We start from the raw sequence: 17,520 nt of genomic DNA, 5'->3' as shown, positions 1-17,520 counted from the left end.
GCAAAATAGCTTATGTAGTCAGATATTAAAAACGATAACCAAGGGTTAAACGAATATCACGGCCTCGACCAGAGTAATAACTATCACCCCAAAGGCCACCGTAATAACCTGCACTGACATAATCTTTATCGAATAGGTTATCGATACGCAGACTGGCAAGCCAAGCATCACGATTGTAGTTCAAGGCTAAATTACCAAGCACGTAACTAGATAACTTATCGCCTTCGTTACCGTTATTGCCTTCAATAAAACGATCACCCGTGTAGATAGCTTCGGCAAACACCTGGAAATGCTCAGCAAAATCCATGCTGACATAACCGCGCCCTGTGTGTTTTGCCACCCAAGACAGCTCTTTGCCATCATTGATACCGTCAGTAAATTCAGCATCGATATAGTTATACTCTAGCCCGAGCTGCAGCGCTTTAGTCACCTGCCAATCCCAATCGGCACTCGCGCCATAACGACGAGAAGCGTCGGCATTAACGTTAGCGCCTTGAAAATCTCCATTTGGAGGTGTCTCAGCGCTAGGATCAAACACGATTTCATCTTCCAAATCGAGACGATATAGGCTTACTCGTAGAGTTTGGCTCGCAAGAGTCCAATCCCAACCCGCTTCGTAGGAGCGGCCCGTCTGCGGCTTTAAGCCAAACACATCTTTAGGGGTATAAGCTTGCTCATCCACTTTCGCAAAACGGAAGTTTTCATCTCCACGTAGATAGAATCTGTGCTCCATACTAGGACGGTAGTTTAGGCCAAACTCAAATGCTGTCGCATCTTCATCTAAATCGATACCACTAGGATAAACTTTGCGATCGACTAACTCGTCGGTCACCCGCGCATATCGCCCACCCACAACATAACTTAGGGTATGGCTTAATGGCACAGTGGCTTGTAAGTAAGCACTTTGTGTTTGCTGCACATTACTGCGCGCCATAGTGTCAAAATCAGCCTTACCACGGCTGATGTCTAAACCTGTGACTAGGTTTAGCTCACCTTGACGGGTACTGTAGTTCGCTAACGCTTTAGGACTAAACATCAACAGTGAGCGCGTGTTATGGCTGTTCGCCCCCCAATTAAAAGAAGACACTAAGGTATCGCTATAATCTAAATCCGCTGCCAGCGCCCAGTTTTGATTGAGCTGATGCTGGTAACCCGTGCGCGCCGCAGTGGTCATCTCATGGACATATTCGCTGCTCTTGAAAGATTGGCGTGGGTCTTTATTGAACTGTTCTTCTGTCAATGAGCCCGGATTTTCACGATCGTTGTCGTAGTAGCTAGTTTCAACAAAGAAGGAGTCTGTGGCCGTTTTATATTGAATGCGACCTAAAATCGACCCTGTTTCATTGGCATTATGCTTGCGGTAGTTGTCACCTTGGTTATAGCTACCAGTGAAAAAGTAACGCCAATCCTTGTTGATCGCGCCAGACACATCACCACGACCTTCATAGGTATCAAAGCTGCCGCCGGATAACTGTACGCTACCGCCGGTATTTTCAGGGGATTTAGTGACAATATTGATCACGCCGCCTACCGCTTGGTCACCATAAAGCACACCCGCACTACCCGATAAAATTTCGATGCGCTCGACTTGGTTAAGCGGAATGGCATTAAGACTAGGGGCTGCGATATCGATATTATTGAGGCGACGACCATCAAGTAAAATCAGCGTGTTATTCGCAGCAGTGCTGGCACTAAAGCCACGCATCGCAAAACTAGTACCGATGTTATTATCTGAAATTTGAATACCACTTTGACCGCGTAAAACTTCAGTCACACTAGTGGCACCGCTCATTTCAATCGCCGCAGCGTCAATCACATTCACATTCGCGGCAATATTTAACGGGGTATTGTCAGAGCGGCCGATCACGACAAGATGCTCGTCGACTTTCGCTGTGCTGCTAGCGTCAGCCGCCATAGCGGGCGCGATAACGGAAAAACTGCAAAGGCTACCGATCAGCAGCGCGATTTTGGTTGGATTTGTTCCCATTTTACCTTTAACTCCTGCAAGGAAAACGGGGCATTAGCGCCACGATACTGTTCATTCAGTAAAAGATACTGACAGTGACTATCGCATTTTGAGATCTGCCCACCGAAATCTCAAAAACACCTTTAGGGCCGGTCTCCGGACTTAGGCTATGTTAATCCGTAAAAATAGAATTAACGCGAGACTGACCTTTAACATTCTGACTATCGGGTTCTGTCTTGAACACACCAATCAAACGCGGTCTTCTCTCACCTTTTACCGTTGCGGGGGCAGTGCCAGAATTTCACTGGCTTCCCGATTATCTCGCGGCTTTCGCACGCAAGCACCTCAGAAGGTTGACTAAAAATTTGATTCATAGGGTACAGCCATCAATAAAACAGCGATACTCCCTTAAGGCTCAGCACATTATAGAGCCTGAGCGCGCGCATTATAGACGTCTATACGGATGAAAGTCCATCAAACTCAAGCGAACGTCTACAGCCTACTTCAAGGAGAATGGGACTAAAGTGGAGATAAAATCTTGGCTATTATCTGCCTGCAGTGGTGGTTTATCGGCAGAAAAAACGGCACCTCGCATCGACTTATGCAACAGATACAAATCTTTATTGCCACTGACAACCGTATAATAGCCAATTTCCCCTTGAGGAGTTGAAGCATAGGCTTTGGGATTCAGTGGCGTCACACCGTGTAAATTGGGCATGGCTGTACAGCCTAGAATCGCATGAAATCCAGCGTGCCCATCGACTTCAGTGTCACCTAACTTCTGGTACACCACCTCGCCATCACAGGTCGATTTATAGGTCTGGGCCATCGCATCTAAAAAACGCTCAGGGCTAATACTCTCGGCCATATCCTTAAAACCCTGCACGCAAAATAGGGCACTCCACTGGGCTAATGCTTCCTGCTCAGGCACATATTCTGCCATAAACATGCCTGCTTGCTCCTCATGATAAGCCTGTTTCCAGCCCGCAGGCAGATTGAACCCTAATTGCTGACCAAATACGGGCAATACATGGGTATGAGCAACGCCGCTTTCGCTCCGGGGCATATCTAATGTGGCTTGAACAGGCTCTGAGCCAATTAAGCTGCAGAGTAACAACACTCTGGCACCTTGAAATAATCCAATAGGTGAACACAATGCTAATTTCATACTTATCATCCTTGTATCGCACTTATAACTAATACTAATTAATACGACATCATGAAATTGAACAGAAAACACCCAGCATTCTAGCGAAGAACCCAGATTGAAAACAGTCAAAAGCTTAGATTAACTGCCACTTTGAAAGAAATAATCACTGTCACGGCTTGAATAACAGAGAAATACTCCGTTTATCTGCGCCGTGATGGTAAAAAAGGTTAGTGCTATTCGCTAAACAACCACATTTTTACTTCAGGTTTAGGCCTTTCCTGACTCAGAATCGCCTGCCGTTGCTCTGGCGTTTCGCATTGGATAACAGGGGTAAAATCCAGCGGCTTAATCACCAACGAATCGGCAGGCGGTAGCGGAGATTTGGCGAACATCTCGTTATTCATCGACCAAGAGACCCATTCCCCCTTTTCACTGATCCCGACATAACCCTCACCCGCCCTCGCTAACCAAGTTAATCGCGGGATGCGTTCTATGAGCTTCTCGACATTTTCTAGGTTAGCCCTATAGCCTACTGGCACGACTTTGCCGTCAGGACGGGTGAATACAAATGATGCTGAACCTATGGTGATCTTGCTTCCCTCCTGCCAATACCGATTGAGAATGTCTTGGGCATAGTGAAAACCATATAGATAGGCGTAGTCACTATCATCGACAAGGATTTGCGGTACGGCATTGTCACGCAGCAACAAAAATCCCGTGCCAACACTGACAATACTGTTCACGCCTTTAATATCCGTTTGTTTGAGCCAATCGATACCACAGTTCGTTTCATTGCCCCAAAAGTGCGCCTCACCCGTTGGACTTAAGATTGCAAAAGCACAGCTATTTGACGTAATACTCGCGACATCCAGTAGCGCACTGCGAATAGAATAAACATCACTACTCTGCCCCCAAGTTACGACGCTGCCATCCTTTTTTAGAGCTGCATAAGTTCCTTGGGTATATTCAACACTCACAACATCCATTAACTGTGGCAGCAGCTTTTTCATATTGGTTGACCGTTCAACTTGCCCCCAAATCACAGTGCTTCCGTCTTTTTTAAGAGCAGTAAAACTTCGTCCTTCAGCAAAAATATCCACGACATCAAACAGTTTATCCTGCACATGTTGGCTATTGCCGCCTTCGGGCCCATAACCCCAAGTGTGCACTTTTCCACTAGCATCGAGTGCGGCTACCGCCTCACGGTTAGCATAGAGTTTAGTGATGTTTGTCATACGGCTTTGAAGGGCTTTGTCGAGGCTCAGTTTCCCTGCACGTCCCCAGTACACCACAGTGCCATCTTCACGCAGGGCGGCAAAACCTTCCTTTACAGGCACGACTTGTTTAACGTGTTTAAGCTCCGCAGCAACTTCGCGGCTATCGCCGCCGCTAAAACTATTTCCCCAAGTGATCACATCGCCATTTGGGGTGATGGCAGCCACTGCCATATCATTTGCTACAACGGTATTTACCGCGGGTAAATCACAGGGAATATGACGATACTGCGGACTCGGTTTTTCCTTAAATTGGATGAGTTTACCGTTATCAAACTGCAGCAATGACTCGTTATTACTTTCCACTATGGCCATAGGTTGAGGCTCGCTACAGCCAGAGATCTGCATGGCAACCATGCCCGCGAGTAAAGCCTTAGGCCAAGTGATTCGATGAGTGAGCATTACTTATTTCCTTGTATTTGCTTGGAGATGTCATTCAATGTTGTGCAGCAGACAGAGCGAAGATGAAATAACCTAACATCGCCTAATGTCAAAAATGGGCAGAATTCTAGCAGCTTGTTGATAAAAAGACGAAAATGCTCACAGTTTACTCTGCAAGTGCCCTCCACAGGCTAGCGCCTAACTTATGGCATGCTATTCTAAGCATCCAGTACCGCTGTTTAAAGGAGTAACAGTATGACTCGTCACATCATTCTTGATTGCGATCCCGGCCATGACGATGCTATCGCGCTGATCTTAGCCTTAGCTCACCCAGACCTCGTTCCCCTTGCCGTCACGACTAGCGCTGGCAATCAAACCCCAGATAAAACCCTCAACAACGCCCTGCGGATCTTAACCCTGTTAAACCGAGGTGATATCCCAGTCGCAGGCGGTGCCACTAAACCGCTAACACGTGAACTGATTATCGCCGACAATGTTCACGGCGAGACTGGCCTCGATGGCCCAGCATTACCCGAACCGAGCTTCAGTCCACAAGCCATAACAGCCGTTGAACTGATGGCGCAGCAAATCCGCCAAAGCACTCAGCCAGTGACTTTAGTGCCTACTGGGCCGCTGACTAACATCGCCCTTTTACTGGCGAGTCACAGCGAGCTACACCCTAAAATCGAGCGTATTGTGCTAATGGGCGGCGCAGCCGGTGTCGGCAATTGGACGCCTGCCGCCGAGTTTAATATTTTTGTCGATCCCGAAGCCGCCGATATTGTCTTTAAGTCAGGCATTCCCATCACTATGTGCGGGCTCGATGTGACCCATCAAGCGCAAATCATGGATGCAGACATAGAACGGATTCGCGCCATCCCAAATCCAATTGCTCAGTGCGTCGCCGAGTTATTGGATTTCTTTATGATTTACCACAGAGATCCTAAATGGGGCTTTATTGGTGCACCTCTGCACGACCCCTGCACTATCGCTTGGTTGCTCAAACCTGAACTGTTTGAAGCACAAGATTGTTGGGTCGGGATTGAAACCCAAAGCGAGCTGACCTTAGGCATGACAGTGGTTGATCGCTATCAACTCACTGGCAAACCCGCCAATGCGACTGTGCTGTTTGGGCTCGACAGACTCGGTTTTGTCGATTTACTGGTAGACAGTTTACGTGTCTATGATCCAACTTATCTCAATCGCAGATGAAAATAACAGTGAGTTTTCTATGAGCCAGATACTCGTTATCGGCAGTGCGAATGCCGACCATGTGATGAAATTTGAGTACCTGCCCGCAGCAGGGCAAACCTTGATGAGCCGAGACTATCGACTCGAACAGGGAGGTAAAGGAGCCAACCAAGCGGTCGCCTGCGCGCGTTTAGCTAAATCAGGCACCCGCACTGACTTTATCTGCCACCTCGGCCAAGACAGTATCGGCGATGATATGCGTCAAAGCTGGATCAAAGATGGCATCAGTACAGAAGGTATTAGCCAGATAGCGGAGCAGAGTACAGGCACAGCGATGATTTTTATCGGTGACAACGGTGAAAACACCATAGGTGTTGCTGCGGGAGCCAACGCCACTCTTTCACCCGATGACTTAGAAAATCACTATGCTCTGTTTTCCCGTGCTCAATTCCTTTTAATTCAACTAGAAACGCCTGCTGCCACAGTGGCAAAGGCATTACAAATGGCAAAAACCTTTGGCGTGACTACGGTATTAAATCCCGCCCCAGCGACCGCCCTTGGCCACGATGTACTCAAATGGGTTGATGTGATTACGCCTAATGAGACTGAAGCAGAAGCTTTAACTGGCGTTGAAATTAACCATCTCGATGATGCTCAAATGGCTGCGCAGCTTCTGCACCAGCAAGGTGTAGGAATTGTAGTGATTACTTTAGGCAGTCGCGGCGCATATATCAGCAGCCCAGGTTTTACCGGGCTAGTGCCCGCACTTGAAGTGCAAGCCATAGACACAGTCGCTGCAGGGGATACCTTCAACGGCGCCTTAGTCGTCGGCTTGAGTGAAGGCATGTCAATTGCTGCCGCCGTGGGATTTGCCAATGCGGCCAGTGCCATTACAGTGACTCGCCAAGGCGCACAACGTGCTATTCCCTATCGACAGGAGCTTTCGTACTAAAAAAGCAAGCGACTTTGAGTTAGACGCCCTGAGTCCGCCTATCTAAATTATCACTTATAAATCATAGCTATAAATCAAATTCATTAATGATAATCCGCGAGTATTTAGTTGGTTCCAGCTCAGTACTCGCTCGTCTATGTTTACCGCTAGCGATTTTGCCGTTACAGAATTTTGCAGTCACAGAGAATGCAGTACTCAAACGAAAGTTGCATATACATAATTTACACGCTGATTTCATTCCCATTTAATGAAGATTGCTTATTCTGGTAGGCGCATGTCCGAGTCAAAAGGACTCGGCTACCCTTGTTCAACTAAGGAAGTACCAGATGAAAGCAAAAAGCACAGCTTTACGTAACGTGACCAGCACTAGCCTAATCGGCCTAGGATTATTATTCGCTAGCCAAGCGAGTGCCAACGAATGTGAACTGAAAATTGCCGCCACTGATGCAATGCAATTTGACACTAAAGAGCTGTCAGTACCTGCAAGCTGTAAAGAAGTGACCTTAACCTTAACCCACACAGGCACTTTGCCAAAAGCAGCTATGGGCCATAACTGGGTACTAACTAAGGCAGCCGATATGTCAGCCGTCGCAACTGAAGGTATGAGTGCCGGTCCTGATGCAGCCTATGTTAAAGCGGGTGATACTCGCGTTATCGCTCACACGCCATTAGTGGGCGGCGGCGAATCAACATCTATTACTTTTAGCACTGCTGGCATGAGCGCTACCGAAGCTTACCAATTCTTCTGCAGCTTCCCAGGTCACTGGGCGATTATGCAAGGTAGTTTCAAGCTAAAAGCTTAAGGTGAATGGCTTAGCCTAAAGTTAAGTGATAAAAACACAAAAGCGGATCTTAGGATCCGCTTTTACATTCCAGCCATTGCATTTAGCCGCAATAATTCATCAGGGCCTTGGTTGGATAACTAATGGCGCAAAGCTCGTCATCGCATTACCGTTAGCCCCGTTCAAGTTAGGATATTCAACCCCTTCCTGTAAAGTGTAATACACGTCGACAAAGTCATCGTCATTGGTGAACCAAGCATCCGGCATCACACTTAAAATACCATTGGTGATTTGCGGGATCAGCGCATAACCCTGAGCTTCAGGATCGGGGATCGACTTTAAGATCTGCTCCGCCGCTTCCAACAACTTAGTGGCCAACACTTTATAGTTAGTACCATCGTCATGCTCCATTAGGATCATGTCCGCAGCCGCCCAACGATAACGCTCCCAATGGATGATGATTTGATTCGGATAATAGGTCGTATCCGCATAATCTAAATAGGGCATTTCGACGATATCGAGCACAGGCTCTTCACGGCTCGGGTCAATCCCTGTCACTATGCCGTAAATCTCGGCACGACCAGAAATCCACGGCTCATGGTCATCCTTCAAGGATATTTGTTTGATCACTGTGGTTGAAATAGGCTTGTCTGCCACCGCCTGTGTTTGCGCACGGCTCAGTAGCACGCCATCTTTTTTCGCCGATTGTGCTTCGGCAAATGTCGCCCGCATCACCTCTAAGCCAGCCACAAAAGCTTTTTTACTATCGATACCGACCACAAAAACCGGCTGCTGCGGTAGGTTATACACGTCTAATTGATGCACTTGTCCATGAATATCAAAGGCTTCAATATAATCCCACTGACGCTCGTCACCATCGGGCTCATAGGTAAATAAAGGCGACTCACCTTGCTGCCATGGGGTTAACATGGTTTCATCCGCCAGACGCACTTGCACCAGAGAATCTGCTTTGGCACTTAAGCCCTTCACTCGGCGAATCGACGCATCGGCTTTGGTGATCACATTATCATTGAGCCTATGCTGAGACAGAATGTCATCGGCATTCACTGCCAACTGATACTGGTTTATTTCAGTCTGTAAGATAGGCGCAAGCTGCGCATATTGATGGCTTAAATCTAACGCCAATGCCCGCTTAGTATTAGTTAACTGAGCTTGTGCATCCAAAGTCGAATCCTTTAGCGACGCTTGTAGCAAGCGTAACGCCTCTCCATCTAAGGCTTGGCCATAACTCATGGTTGCCGAAGCCGACAAACACAGCAATAAACTGGATTGAAGTAGTTTCATAGGTGTTCCCTTACCTTAATAAAATTAAACGTGTGTTCGAATTCTCTACATATGAGCACAGACCCGAATCCAAGTAAACCAAATGATAATAATTATCGTTATTTATTAATGGTATAGAATACGCAATAGTGCTGAAACTCTCTAAAAACAAGACAGTTATCTAAAAATAGAATAATAACGATAACGACCCTTAATCGGCCAAAACGTGCGGAATAAACAGGAAGAAACAACAAATGGGTTTACAAGCTAAAGTAGCTCGAGCGACAAAAACACAAAAGGCGGATCCTAAGATCCGCCTTTTGTTATTTATAGCCAGAGTGACGTTTCAGAACGCGTCATGCGCGCCCTAACAGTCACACCAGCTTGATAAGACAATACTAAACGAGTGAGTGTTACTCTTCGTCGAAATCATCTTCATCAAGATCTTCGGCATCGGTTGCCGCTTCAGCCGCTAATGCTGCCGCTAATTTTGCTTTAGCTTGTTTCTCTGAGCGACGTTTGTTGCGCTCAGTTAACGTGCCTAAAAACACTTGTAATTCTGTTAAGCCCCAAGCTTGCGCTTCGGCTTCGGTCGCAAAACCATCATGGCTCTTAGACACAACTGTTTTAGTTGATGTCATGCGACGAGTGATTTCAGTTTTCCAACCTTTGTCGCCCTGTGTCACGCGAAAATCGTATTTTTTGCCCTTGCTCATTCTGCTCTATTTCCTAAATGATGCTTGTCACGTTTGTCTTATCAAGCGAACCAAACGCTCATCATAAAACAAAAGGAGCGCAGTGTACTTGATTTCGGCCCAGAAAGATCGCCCAGATGAAAATATTCATGCCAGTTTCATCGACTCGCCCAGTGGAGTCAATTCTCAAGTCTAAAACAACACTGCGCATATATCCCGCTCATCCTCTATTGATGGCTGTTTATCGCGAGCTAGCGCAAAAAAACATGCCTAAGATAATCGTCATGCAAACGGTATATATTCTTGTTTATGTCATAAAAATAGGCTTTTTTAGTCACATTAACACTTTAGAGTTTCTGATTAATATTAATACTTTACATCATTACTCATAGGTAAATCTGATGAAACTACGCCCTATTTCGTCGCTCTCACTCGGCCTGTTAATTGCCACCAGCGCTTTATTAGCTGGTTGCAATAGTGACGATAACAACACAGAAGTCACGCCACCTGCCAGCAAACCTGTTCCAGCTCAAGTGGGAGAAAGACCTTTATTCCTCGTGCGTCAAATGCAAGACAGCGCACTTAAAACCCGCTTAGAGCAATGCACCACTGACAATTTTTATCGCAACGAGTTTTCCATCGGTCACCGTGGCGCTGCGATGCAATTTCCTGAGCATACAAAGGAATCCTACCAAGCGGCTATCGATTCGGGCGCTGGCATAGTTGAATGTGATGTCACCTTCACCGCCGATAAAGCCTTAGTGTGCCGCCACTCACAGTGCGATCTTGCCAGCACGACCAACATTTTAGCCGTGCCTGAACTGGCTAATAAATGTTCGAGCCCATTCACTCCAGCCGATGCAGCCAATGGCGTCAGCGCATCGGCGACCTGTTGCACCAGCGATATCACCCTCGCCGAATTTAAAACCCTCAAGGGTAAAATGGAAGGCAGCAATCCTAAAGCGACCACTGCGGCCGAATTCATCAATGGCACTCCAAGCTGGCGCACCGATCTCTACGCTGGCAATGGCACCTTGATGACCCATGCTGAAAGTATTGAAATGTTTAAAAAAGCTGGCGTGAAGATGACGCCAGAGCTCAAAGCCGCCAGCGTATCTATGCCATTCGATGGTTTTACCCAGCAGGATTACGCGCAAAAAATGTTAGATGAATACACGGCGGCTGGCGTCGATGCTTCGCAAGTATTCCCTCAATCATTTATCTTAGATGACATCAAATATTGGGTCGCCAACGCACCTGAGTTTGCGAAACAAGCCGTATTTCTCGATGACAGATACGATTATAACAGCGCTTTCGATCCGCAAAACTCTGCCACTTGGTCACCATCAATGGCAGATTTGAAGACCCAAGGCGTCGAAATTATCGCACCGCCACTCTGGGTTTTAGTCGCCTTAGATGCGGACAAAAAGATCACCCCTTCGGAATACGCTAAGGCCGCCAAAGGCGCTGGGCTTAAGATCATCACTTGGTCGCTGGAACGTTCTGGTTTATTAAAAAATGGCGGCGGCTTTTATTATCAAAGCATTACCGAAGCCATAGATAACGAAGGCGATACCTTTGAATTACTCGATGTGTTAGCTAAAGATGTCGGTGTGATTGGGGTGTTCTCCGACTGGCCCGCCACTGTGACTTACTATGCTAACTGTATGGATTTATAAGTCGTCGATATAGAAAACAAAAAATGCGTTAACGATTGCTCGTTAACGCATTTTTTATTGCGAAAATAGTCTATATTTCGCCGCGAGCAAGCTATTTAAACAGGTGCTGGATATTCTTTAAATCGCCCTTACCTTCGGCAATTTCTTCCGGTGTTAAACCTGTGACTTCATGCGGGAAAACTAACCAGTCTTCAGAGGCATGGATGTAATAGTCAGGTTTTAAGGGCACGGCGGTATTTTTTGGCTTGTAATAAGGGCAAGCGATACGGATATCGGTTGGAATATTCAGGCGCATCAACTGACCGAGTTTTTCTTTTAATGCATGGATACTACGGCCAGAGTCAAACACGTCATCCACAATCAATAAACCGTCGCTAGCGTTCGCATTTTCAACGATGTAATGCAGGCCGTGAACTTTGATTTCTTTGCTTTGCTTGTCGGTACCAATCCCATAATAGGAAGAAGTACGCACGGCAATGTGATCGGTTTCTACTTGTTTAAAGTCGAAAAATTCCTGTACCGCGATCCCGATTGGAGCGCCACCACGCCAAATACCCACGATAAACTGCGGACGAAAGCCACTCTCATACACTTGCGAAGCTAATAAAAATGAATCTTCCAGCAATTGCTGCGCGGTAACAAAATACTTTTCTGACATGACACAGTCCCCATCACATTGATTTTATTCTTAGGTCGTTAAAGCAAAAGCTTATGACCCCTGTAAGGTCTGTTCGGCGGGTAAAGGTTCCCAAAACACTAAAACAGCTTTGCCTTAGCAAGTGTAGGCAGCCGCCGAATTTTGGGAGCGAATTTTATACCAAAAAAATGCGATGTGCTGCAGTAATAGTAAGAACTTGCGTGACAACAGACATTTATTTTGCCTTTTTAGGCAAAAAGCAACAAAAAGGCCACTCTAAGGTGGCCTAAAAACAGCGAATAAATACCTGCGTTAAACGATAGGCGTAATCACATGCTCGCCCACTTTTGCCTTGGCGCTATAACCACGTGCCGTTGCCGCTTGGAAATCCTTCGATAGAATGGTATCCACATAATGCCAGTCGCTGCGCACCTCATCAGCGGTGAAAGTGAGCGTCATAAAGCCGCGATCTCTTAAGTTAGCGTACTTAAGATCTGGCACTAACTCGACGATCGCCGCCTCAGTCGCAGGGATCTGCTCAGCGGGCAGATTCAAATAGTACTCAAGACCTGGTGAAGACACTGAGCTGGTCGCAAACTCCACCCCAACGGTATCGCCATTCACATCTTTAAGCTCGTTAGCCCAGGCATTATGGGTATCGCCCGCGATCACGACTAGGTTGAGGTTTTTCGATTTAGCCGTACCTAAAATCACCTCACGCTCATAGGCATAACCGTCCCAAGCATCTAAGTTGTATGGAATGGCAGGTAATTGCAGCAGTGCGATAACTTCTGGGGTTAATAAGGCTTGATTAGCCTGAAGATATTGCAACTCTTGGGCGGTCAGCGTGGGATCATTTGCCGCCGCACGCGCCGCTAGCTTAGCTAACGCACCTAACATGGCATATTGGGGAATGCTCATCTGCTGAGTCGCAATCGCCGCCGGCAATGACATCTTGCCCATCAAAATCTGTTGCCCTAACACCTGCCACTTGCCCGTTGCTTGCAGCAGAGTGCCCTGCAGCCATAACAATTGCGTCAGACCCAGCATAGTGCGAGTGGTCGAAGTCACATCGGCAAGGAAACGCTCGCCCGCAAACGAACCCGTTGTCGGATCCATATAGTCGGCATAATCGAGCTGTTTATCACGGGCCAATACACGGGTATCGAGCATGTGCAGGTCGACAAGATTGCCGTAACTGAAGCTGCGGTAAATCTCTTCATGGTTCCCTTCGCGCCATGGACGAATAGGCAACCATTCGAAATAAGCTTGCAGTGCCGCTTCTTTGCGGACGGCAAAATCGCCTTCGCCTTCATTATGATTCTCGGCGCCATCACGCCAAGTATCGTTGGCCACTTCGTGGTCATCCCATACTGTGATAAAAGGCACTTTCGCGTGTAACTTTTGCAGACTCGCATCGGTATGATACTGGCCATAACGGGTGCGATAATCGCCCAATGTCAGCAACTCAGTGGCCGGTAATACTTCACGGCCAAGCTCTGCAGCATGCTCACTGGCATAACCGCCACGGGCATATTCATAGATGTAATCGCCTAAATGCACCACGGCATCTAAGTCATCCTGCGCCGCCGCTAATTCATAGACGTTAAAGTATCCAGCTGGAAAGTTCGCACAGGACATCACCGCCAATTTGACAGAACTCACATCGCCCTCAGGCAGAGTACGGGTTTTACCCACGGCTGAGGTTTTGTCACCTGTCATAAAGCGGTAAAAATAGTTTTGGCCAGCACGTAAGCCGCGGGCATCAATCTTAACCGTGTAGTCACGACTTGAATTAGTGACCATCTCACCCGTGGTCACTAATTGACTAAAGGCAGCATCGCTTGCCACTTGCCAGCTCACTTTTACATCGCCCTCAGACTCAGGCGTGACACGGGTCCAAAGGATCACAGCGTCAATAGCAGGATCGCCACTGGCAATCCCATGTAAAAATTGCGCGGGTACAGAATTATCATCATTACTATCACTACAGCCCATCAAGCCGTAAGAGATCACAGCAACGCCAACACCTTTGGCCGACATAGCCAAAAAGTCACGACGAGTTACGGTACGATTCATTATTATTATTCCTTGTTAGAAAAGGCTTCACTGGTATGAGGTCTAATGAGACCCCGATTGTGAGACATCACTGTTACACATTTGTGACATCTTTGTCAGCCTTTTATGATTTCTATCAATTCAAACACTTATACTGAATGGCGTACTTTATTTATGCAGGGCTGGCGCAGCGAACAAGTAAGCTGCTAACATCGGTGCAGGCTAACGCAGCGTGTTAAATGCACGCCTAAGAATGGCAAGAAAAGGAATTTAACAATGAAAGTCAGCGATATTATGAGTGATCAAGTCATCTGCATCAGCGATGGCGCCAGCTTGAAAGATGCCCACCATCTGATGCAAACCCGTGGCGTACGCCACTTACCTGTGATTTCTGAAATTGATGGCACCCTCGTTGGCGTACTCACCCATAAAAAGATGATCGCCAGCGTGATGACTATGTTGAACAAGTACGGCCAAGGCGCGCTCGAGCGCAAAGAACGATACACGCCGATCACAACTGTGATGGACCAAGACTATCAGCATCTTACCGCCGACGAGCCCTTAACTGTGGTGGTGGAATATTTTATCGAAAACAAACTCGGCTGCTTGCCCGTTGTCGATGTTGATAAAAAGGTACTCGGTATCGTCACCTCATCGGACTTTATTAAGCTGTGTCGTACCCTGCTGCAACAGCAAAGTTAAGCTTATCGAGCAAAAAGCGCGGCCAATATTTGCTGCGCTTCCAATTCATCTCACCAAAACTACACTGCAGTCGCAGGCGGTATTCGAGTAAAACGCTGCCAGCGGCACGAGCGCCAGCGATACACCATAATCAGGCCGCGGATCCATTCATCTGCCGCAACGGCAAGCCATGCTGCAAGCACGCCGTAACCTAAATGCAATCCAAAGAACCATGCCAATAGCACGCCAATGCCCCACATGCTAAAGAGGCCAACCCGCACAGGGAACGCCACATCACCCGCGCCTTTTAATGCCGAAATAATCACCAGATTAAACACCCGCCCCGTTTCGAGCGCGATTGAACCTGCAAGCAATAACGCCGTCAGTTGAATGACTTCTTCGTTCTCACTTAGCCAGCCAACAATAGTGAATCGCTGCCAGTAGAATACTAAGACGATACCAAGGGAAACCATAAAGCCCACTAGACAGTAACGCTGCACCCGAGTGGTGATTTCATCGAACCATTGTTTGCCGACATAGTATCCGGTCTGAATTTGCGTCGCCTGCCCGAGCGCCACCGCAAAACAATAAATAAACCGGCTGATGTTTAGCCCATAGGTATAAGCCGTGAGCGATAACGTCCCCATCTGACTGATAAAATAGATAATGGTCATCTGAGCTACATTGTAAGACAGCATCTCGCCAGCATTGAGCAAGCCGATACGCATCACGCTCCAATAAGTGCTGCGCGGTAAAAGCTTAAGTCGTTGCAGCGGCAACGGGATCTTTTTATAGCGGATCACCATCAGCATGATCACAGCGCCGATGATCTGGCTGGTGACGGTGGAAATTGCCACCCCTGTTACCCCATAAACAGGCAAGCCAAAGGGAGAATACAGGGCAATATAATTACCAATGACGTTCATCAAGCCTGTGCTTGAGGTGACGAGCATGGCCGAGCGGGTAAAGCCGTAACTCCTTAAAATCGCAGCAAAAGCGATGTTCATGACCAAGCCTATACTCAAGCTGCCGCAAATCACTAAGTAGTCATATCCAAAGCCTGCCACATCGTGTTCAAGCGCAAACAGGCCGATAATCCCCTTAGCGCCGAAGAACATAGAGGCGCCCATGATCAAGGCGAGTCCTAAGCTCAATGCAACACTTGCCACCCCGATATTAACCGCCTGTTGCGACTGGCCTGCGCCATTATTCTGGCTAATCAAGATGCTCGCACCTGTGCTCACCATCATGGACATGACCATCATGAAGAACATCAGCTGAGTCGTGAGTCCCACTGCCGCTACCGCGTTATCGGAATAATGGCTGAGCATAAAAATGTCGCTAATCCCAAGCAGTGATTGCAGCAAGGTCTCGACAAAAATCGGCCAAGTGAGGGCGACTATGCTCATGCGTTGTTGCAATGTTTTGGGTGCTTTAGCCACGGAGAATTCCTGCAAATAGAGTACGGATAACGATGTGAGCGCTGGCTCAATGTGTCGCTCAAACGGCATCTTGGCAACCTATATTTTAGCCAAGATACTGAAAGCAACTTTCACAAATAGACATCAAAGTGCTATCGAACGCACAATCAGGCGGAAATCTAAGCGCATCCAGCCTAAGGGTCAATTGAATTGGTAATTTTCTTACAAGTCGCCATACAACTCAATCTGTATTAATGAAAATATGCCGACTGCAACCGTATTCATTACTACGTTAATGGCAGAGCTAAAAACAGGACTCATCACTGCGGCTACCATTTCAATTAAACTGCCGATAAACTCAGCCCATTGCAGAACTGCTAAGCGCACAGAAAAATGAGGGAAGATTAAATGAGCCAACTCTATTTAGAAGAGGGGATTAAACAATTGGTTAGCGAGTTTATCGCAGCGGGTTGCCCATCGGTGCGAGAGCAAACCATTGAGCAACGTAGGCAAGGTTATATCGCCAGCACGGTACTCGCAGGTGAAGCGGAAGACGTGTTCGAGGTGCGCGCAGTTTCCATCGATGGCGCAGACTTGACCCTGTTCAAACCTTCGGCGGCAAACGATTTACCCGTTGTCATTTACTACCATGGCGGCTGTTTTGTCAGTGGCGGCGTTGAAACCCACAATCAACAACTGCGTAAACTCGCCAATGATGCTGGCGTACTGGTGATTGCCGTTCGCTATCGCCTCGCCCCAGAACATGTTTACCCCGCCGCCCACGACGATGCCTGCCATGCCGCCGAAGTTATTTATCAGCATTGCCAACAATGGGGTGGCGATAAGGACAAGATTACCCTGATGGGCGACAGCGCTGGCGGCCATTTAGCCCTAGTCACTTGCCTACGTTTAAAAGCCAAAGGGCAATGGTTGCCACAAAAACAAGTGCTTATCTATCCAATGCTCGATGCCACTGCTAAAAGCCAAAGCTATAGCGACAATGGCGAGAAATATATTATTACCCGCGATACCTTACTCACTGGATTTGATCTGTATTTAGATTGGCACCCCAGAACCGATGCCGAAGCCAGTCCGCTGCGAAGCGCTAACTTAGCGGGACTGCCCGAAACCCATATCATCACAGCTGAATTTGATCCGCTCGTCGATGAAGGAGAACAGCTATTTAGGCATCTATTAGAGGCTGGCGTGAATGCCCACTGCCGCCGCTATCTTGGGGTCATCCATGGCTTCTTCCAACTCTCGGGAGTGAGCCGCTCCGCACGGGATGCCATGGTGCAAGTGAGCAATATAGTGAAGACAGCCTAACGTCATCCTTGATGATTAATTCCTTCATAAAAAAGGCTTTCTA

General features: G+C 47.5%; 14 protein-coding genes and 1 riboswitch. Of the genes, 6 read left to right on the top strand and 8 right to left on the bottom strand.

All coding sequences use genetic code 11. The features are described from left to right. Window positions 1-25: 25 nt before the first annotated feature. The 3 genes from Q4Q50_RS13210 to Q4Q50_RS13200 form a co-directional block, all read right to left on the bottom strand. The gene (locus tag Q4Q50_RS13210; RefSeq protein WP_311899678.1) at window positions 26-1,987 is read right to left on the bottom strand and encodes a TonB-dependent receptor; all 1,962 of its coding nucleotides are present in this window, start codon (window positions 1,985-1,987) and stop codon (window positions 26-28) included. 109 nt (window positions 1,988-2,096) lie between these two features. Then, a riboswitch (cobalamin riboswitch) is annotated at window positions 2,097-2,329 on the bottom strand. A 136-nt stretch (window positions 2,330-2,465) separates the two neighbouring features. Beyond that, window positions 2,466-3,134, bottom strand: coding sequence for a hypothetical protein (locus tag Q4Q50_RS13205; RefSeq protein WP_311899676.1), 669 nt, complete (start codon window positions 3,132-3,134; stop codon window positions 2,466-2,468). Between the two features lie 215 nt (window positions 3,135-3,349). After that, window positions 3,350-4,792 carry an RCC1 domain-containing protein gene (locus Q4Q50_RS13200; RefSeq protein ID WP_311899675.1) on the bottom strand — a complete coding sequence of 481 codons (1,443 nt, stop codon included), beginning with the start codon at window positions 4,790-4,792 and terminating at the stop codon, window positions 3,350-3,352. Between the two features lie 234 nt (window positions 4,793-5,026). On the opposite strand from Q4Q50_RS13200, the gene rihA reads away from it, so the two are divergent. From rihA to azu, 3 genes are all read left to right on the top strand, one after another. Then, window positions 5,027-5,983, top strand: a complete 957-nt coding sequence (gene rihA / locus Q4Q50_RS13195; RefSeq protein WP_226058184.1) for a pyrimidine-specific ribonucleoside hydrolase RihA — start codon at window positions 5,027-5,029, stop codon at window positions 5,981-5,983. Window positions 5,984-6,002: 19 nt separating this feature from the next. Beyond that, the gene (rbsK, locus tag Q4Q50_RS13190; protein ID WP_311890202.1) at window positions 6,003-6,914 is read left to right on the top strand and encodes a ribokinase; all 912 of its coding nucleotides are present in this window, start codon (window positions 6,003-6,005) and stop codon (window positions 6,912-6,914) included. A 326-nt stretch (window positions 6,915-7,240) separates the two neighbouring features. Next, on the top strand, window positions 7,241-7,717 hold the full coding sequence (gene azu / locus Q4Q50_RS13185; RefSeq protein ID WP_106651603.1) for an azurin: 477 nt from the start codon (window positions 7,241-7,243) through the stop codon (window positions 7,715-7,717). Window positions 7,718-7,816: 99 nt separating this feature from the next. On the opposite strand, the gene Q4Q50_RS13180 is transcribed toward azu, so the two are convergent. Continuing rightward, the gene (locus Q4Q50_RS13180; protein ID WP_311899673.1) at window positions 7,817-9,001 is read right to left on the bottom strand and encodes a DUF3103 domain-containing protein; all 1,185 of its coding nucleotides are present in this window, start codon (window positions 8,999-9,001) and stop codon (window positions 7,817-7,819) included. A 392-nt stretch (window positions 9,002-9,393) separates the two neighbouring features. Beyond that, window positions 9,394-9,696, bottom strand: coding sequence for a DUF3622 domain-containing protein (locus Q4Q50_RS13175; protein WP_006080221.1), 303 nt, complete (start codon window positions 9,694-9,696; stop codon window positions 9,394-9,396). A 380-nt stretch (window positions 9,697-10,076) separates the two neighbouring features. Here Q4Q50_RS13175 and Q4Q50_RS13170 point away from each other — a divergent pair, with 380 nt between their 5' ends. Next, window positions 10,077-11,354 (top strand): glycerophosphodiester phosphodiesterase family protein, encoded by a 1,278-nt coding sequence (locus Q4Q50_RS13170; RefSeq protein WP_311899671.1) that lies wholly within the window; start codon window positions 10,077-10,079, stop codon window positions 11,352-11,354. 91 nt (window positions 11,355-11,445) lie between these two features. On the opposite strand, the gene Q4Q50_RS13165 is transcribed toward Q4Q50_RS13170, so the two are convergent. Beyond that, window positions 11,446-12,012 carry a phosphoribosyltransferase gene (locus tag Q4Q50_RS13165; RefSeq protein WP_259507802.1) on the bottom strand — a complete coding sequence of 189 codons (567 nt, stop codon included), beginning with the start codon at window positions 12,010-12,012 and terminating at the stop codon, window positions 11,446-11,448. A 291-nt stretch (window positions 12,013-12,303) separates the two neighbouring features. Beyond that, a complete protein-coding gene (locus Q4Q50_RS13160) occupies window positions 12,304-14,070 on the bottom strand; it encodes an alkaline phosphatase D family protein (RefSeq protein WP_006084112.1) in 1,767 nt (588 codons plus the stop codon). 255 nt (window positions 14,071-14,325) lie between these two features. On the opposite strand from Q4Q50_RS13160, the gene Q4Q50_RS13155 reads away from it, so the two are divergent. Then, window positions 14,326-14,751 (top strand): CBS domain-containing protein, encoded by a 426-nt coding sequence (locus Q4Q50_RS13155; protein WP_311899668.1) that lies wholly within the window; start codon window positions 14,326-14,328, stop codon window positions 14,749-14,751. Between the two features lie 59 nt (window positions 14,752-14,810). On the opposite strand, the gene Q4Q50_RS13150 is transcribed toward Q4Q50_RS13155, so the two are convergent. Continuing rightward, on the bottom strand, window positions 14,811-16,172 hold the full coding sequence (locus tag Q4Q50_RS13150) for an MATE family efflux transporter (RefSeq protein ID WP_311899755.1): 1,362 nt from the start codon (window positions 16,170-16,172) through the stop codon (window positions 14,811-14,813). Between the two features lie 387 nt (window positions 16,173-16,559). On the opposite strand from Q4Q50_RS13150, the gene Q4Q50_RS13145 reads away from it, so the two are divergent. Continuing rightward, entirely contained in the window at window positions 16,560-17,477 is a 918-nt protein-coding gene (locus Q4Q50_RS13145; protein WP_311899666.1) for an alpha/beta hydrolase, read from the top strand. The last annotated feature ends 43 nt before the right edge of the window (window positions 17,478-17,520 follow it).

This window comes from Shewanella scandinavica (assembly GCF_031932065.1).
In the GTDB taxonomy this organism is placed as follows: domain Bacteria; phylum Pseudomonadota; class Gammaproteobacteria; order Enterobacterales; family Shewanellaceae; genus Shewanella; species Shewanella baltica.
The sequence above is the reverse complement of the archived record's forward strand: the minus strand, read 5'-3'. Positions and strand labels throughout refer to the sequence as shown.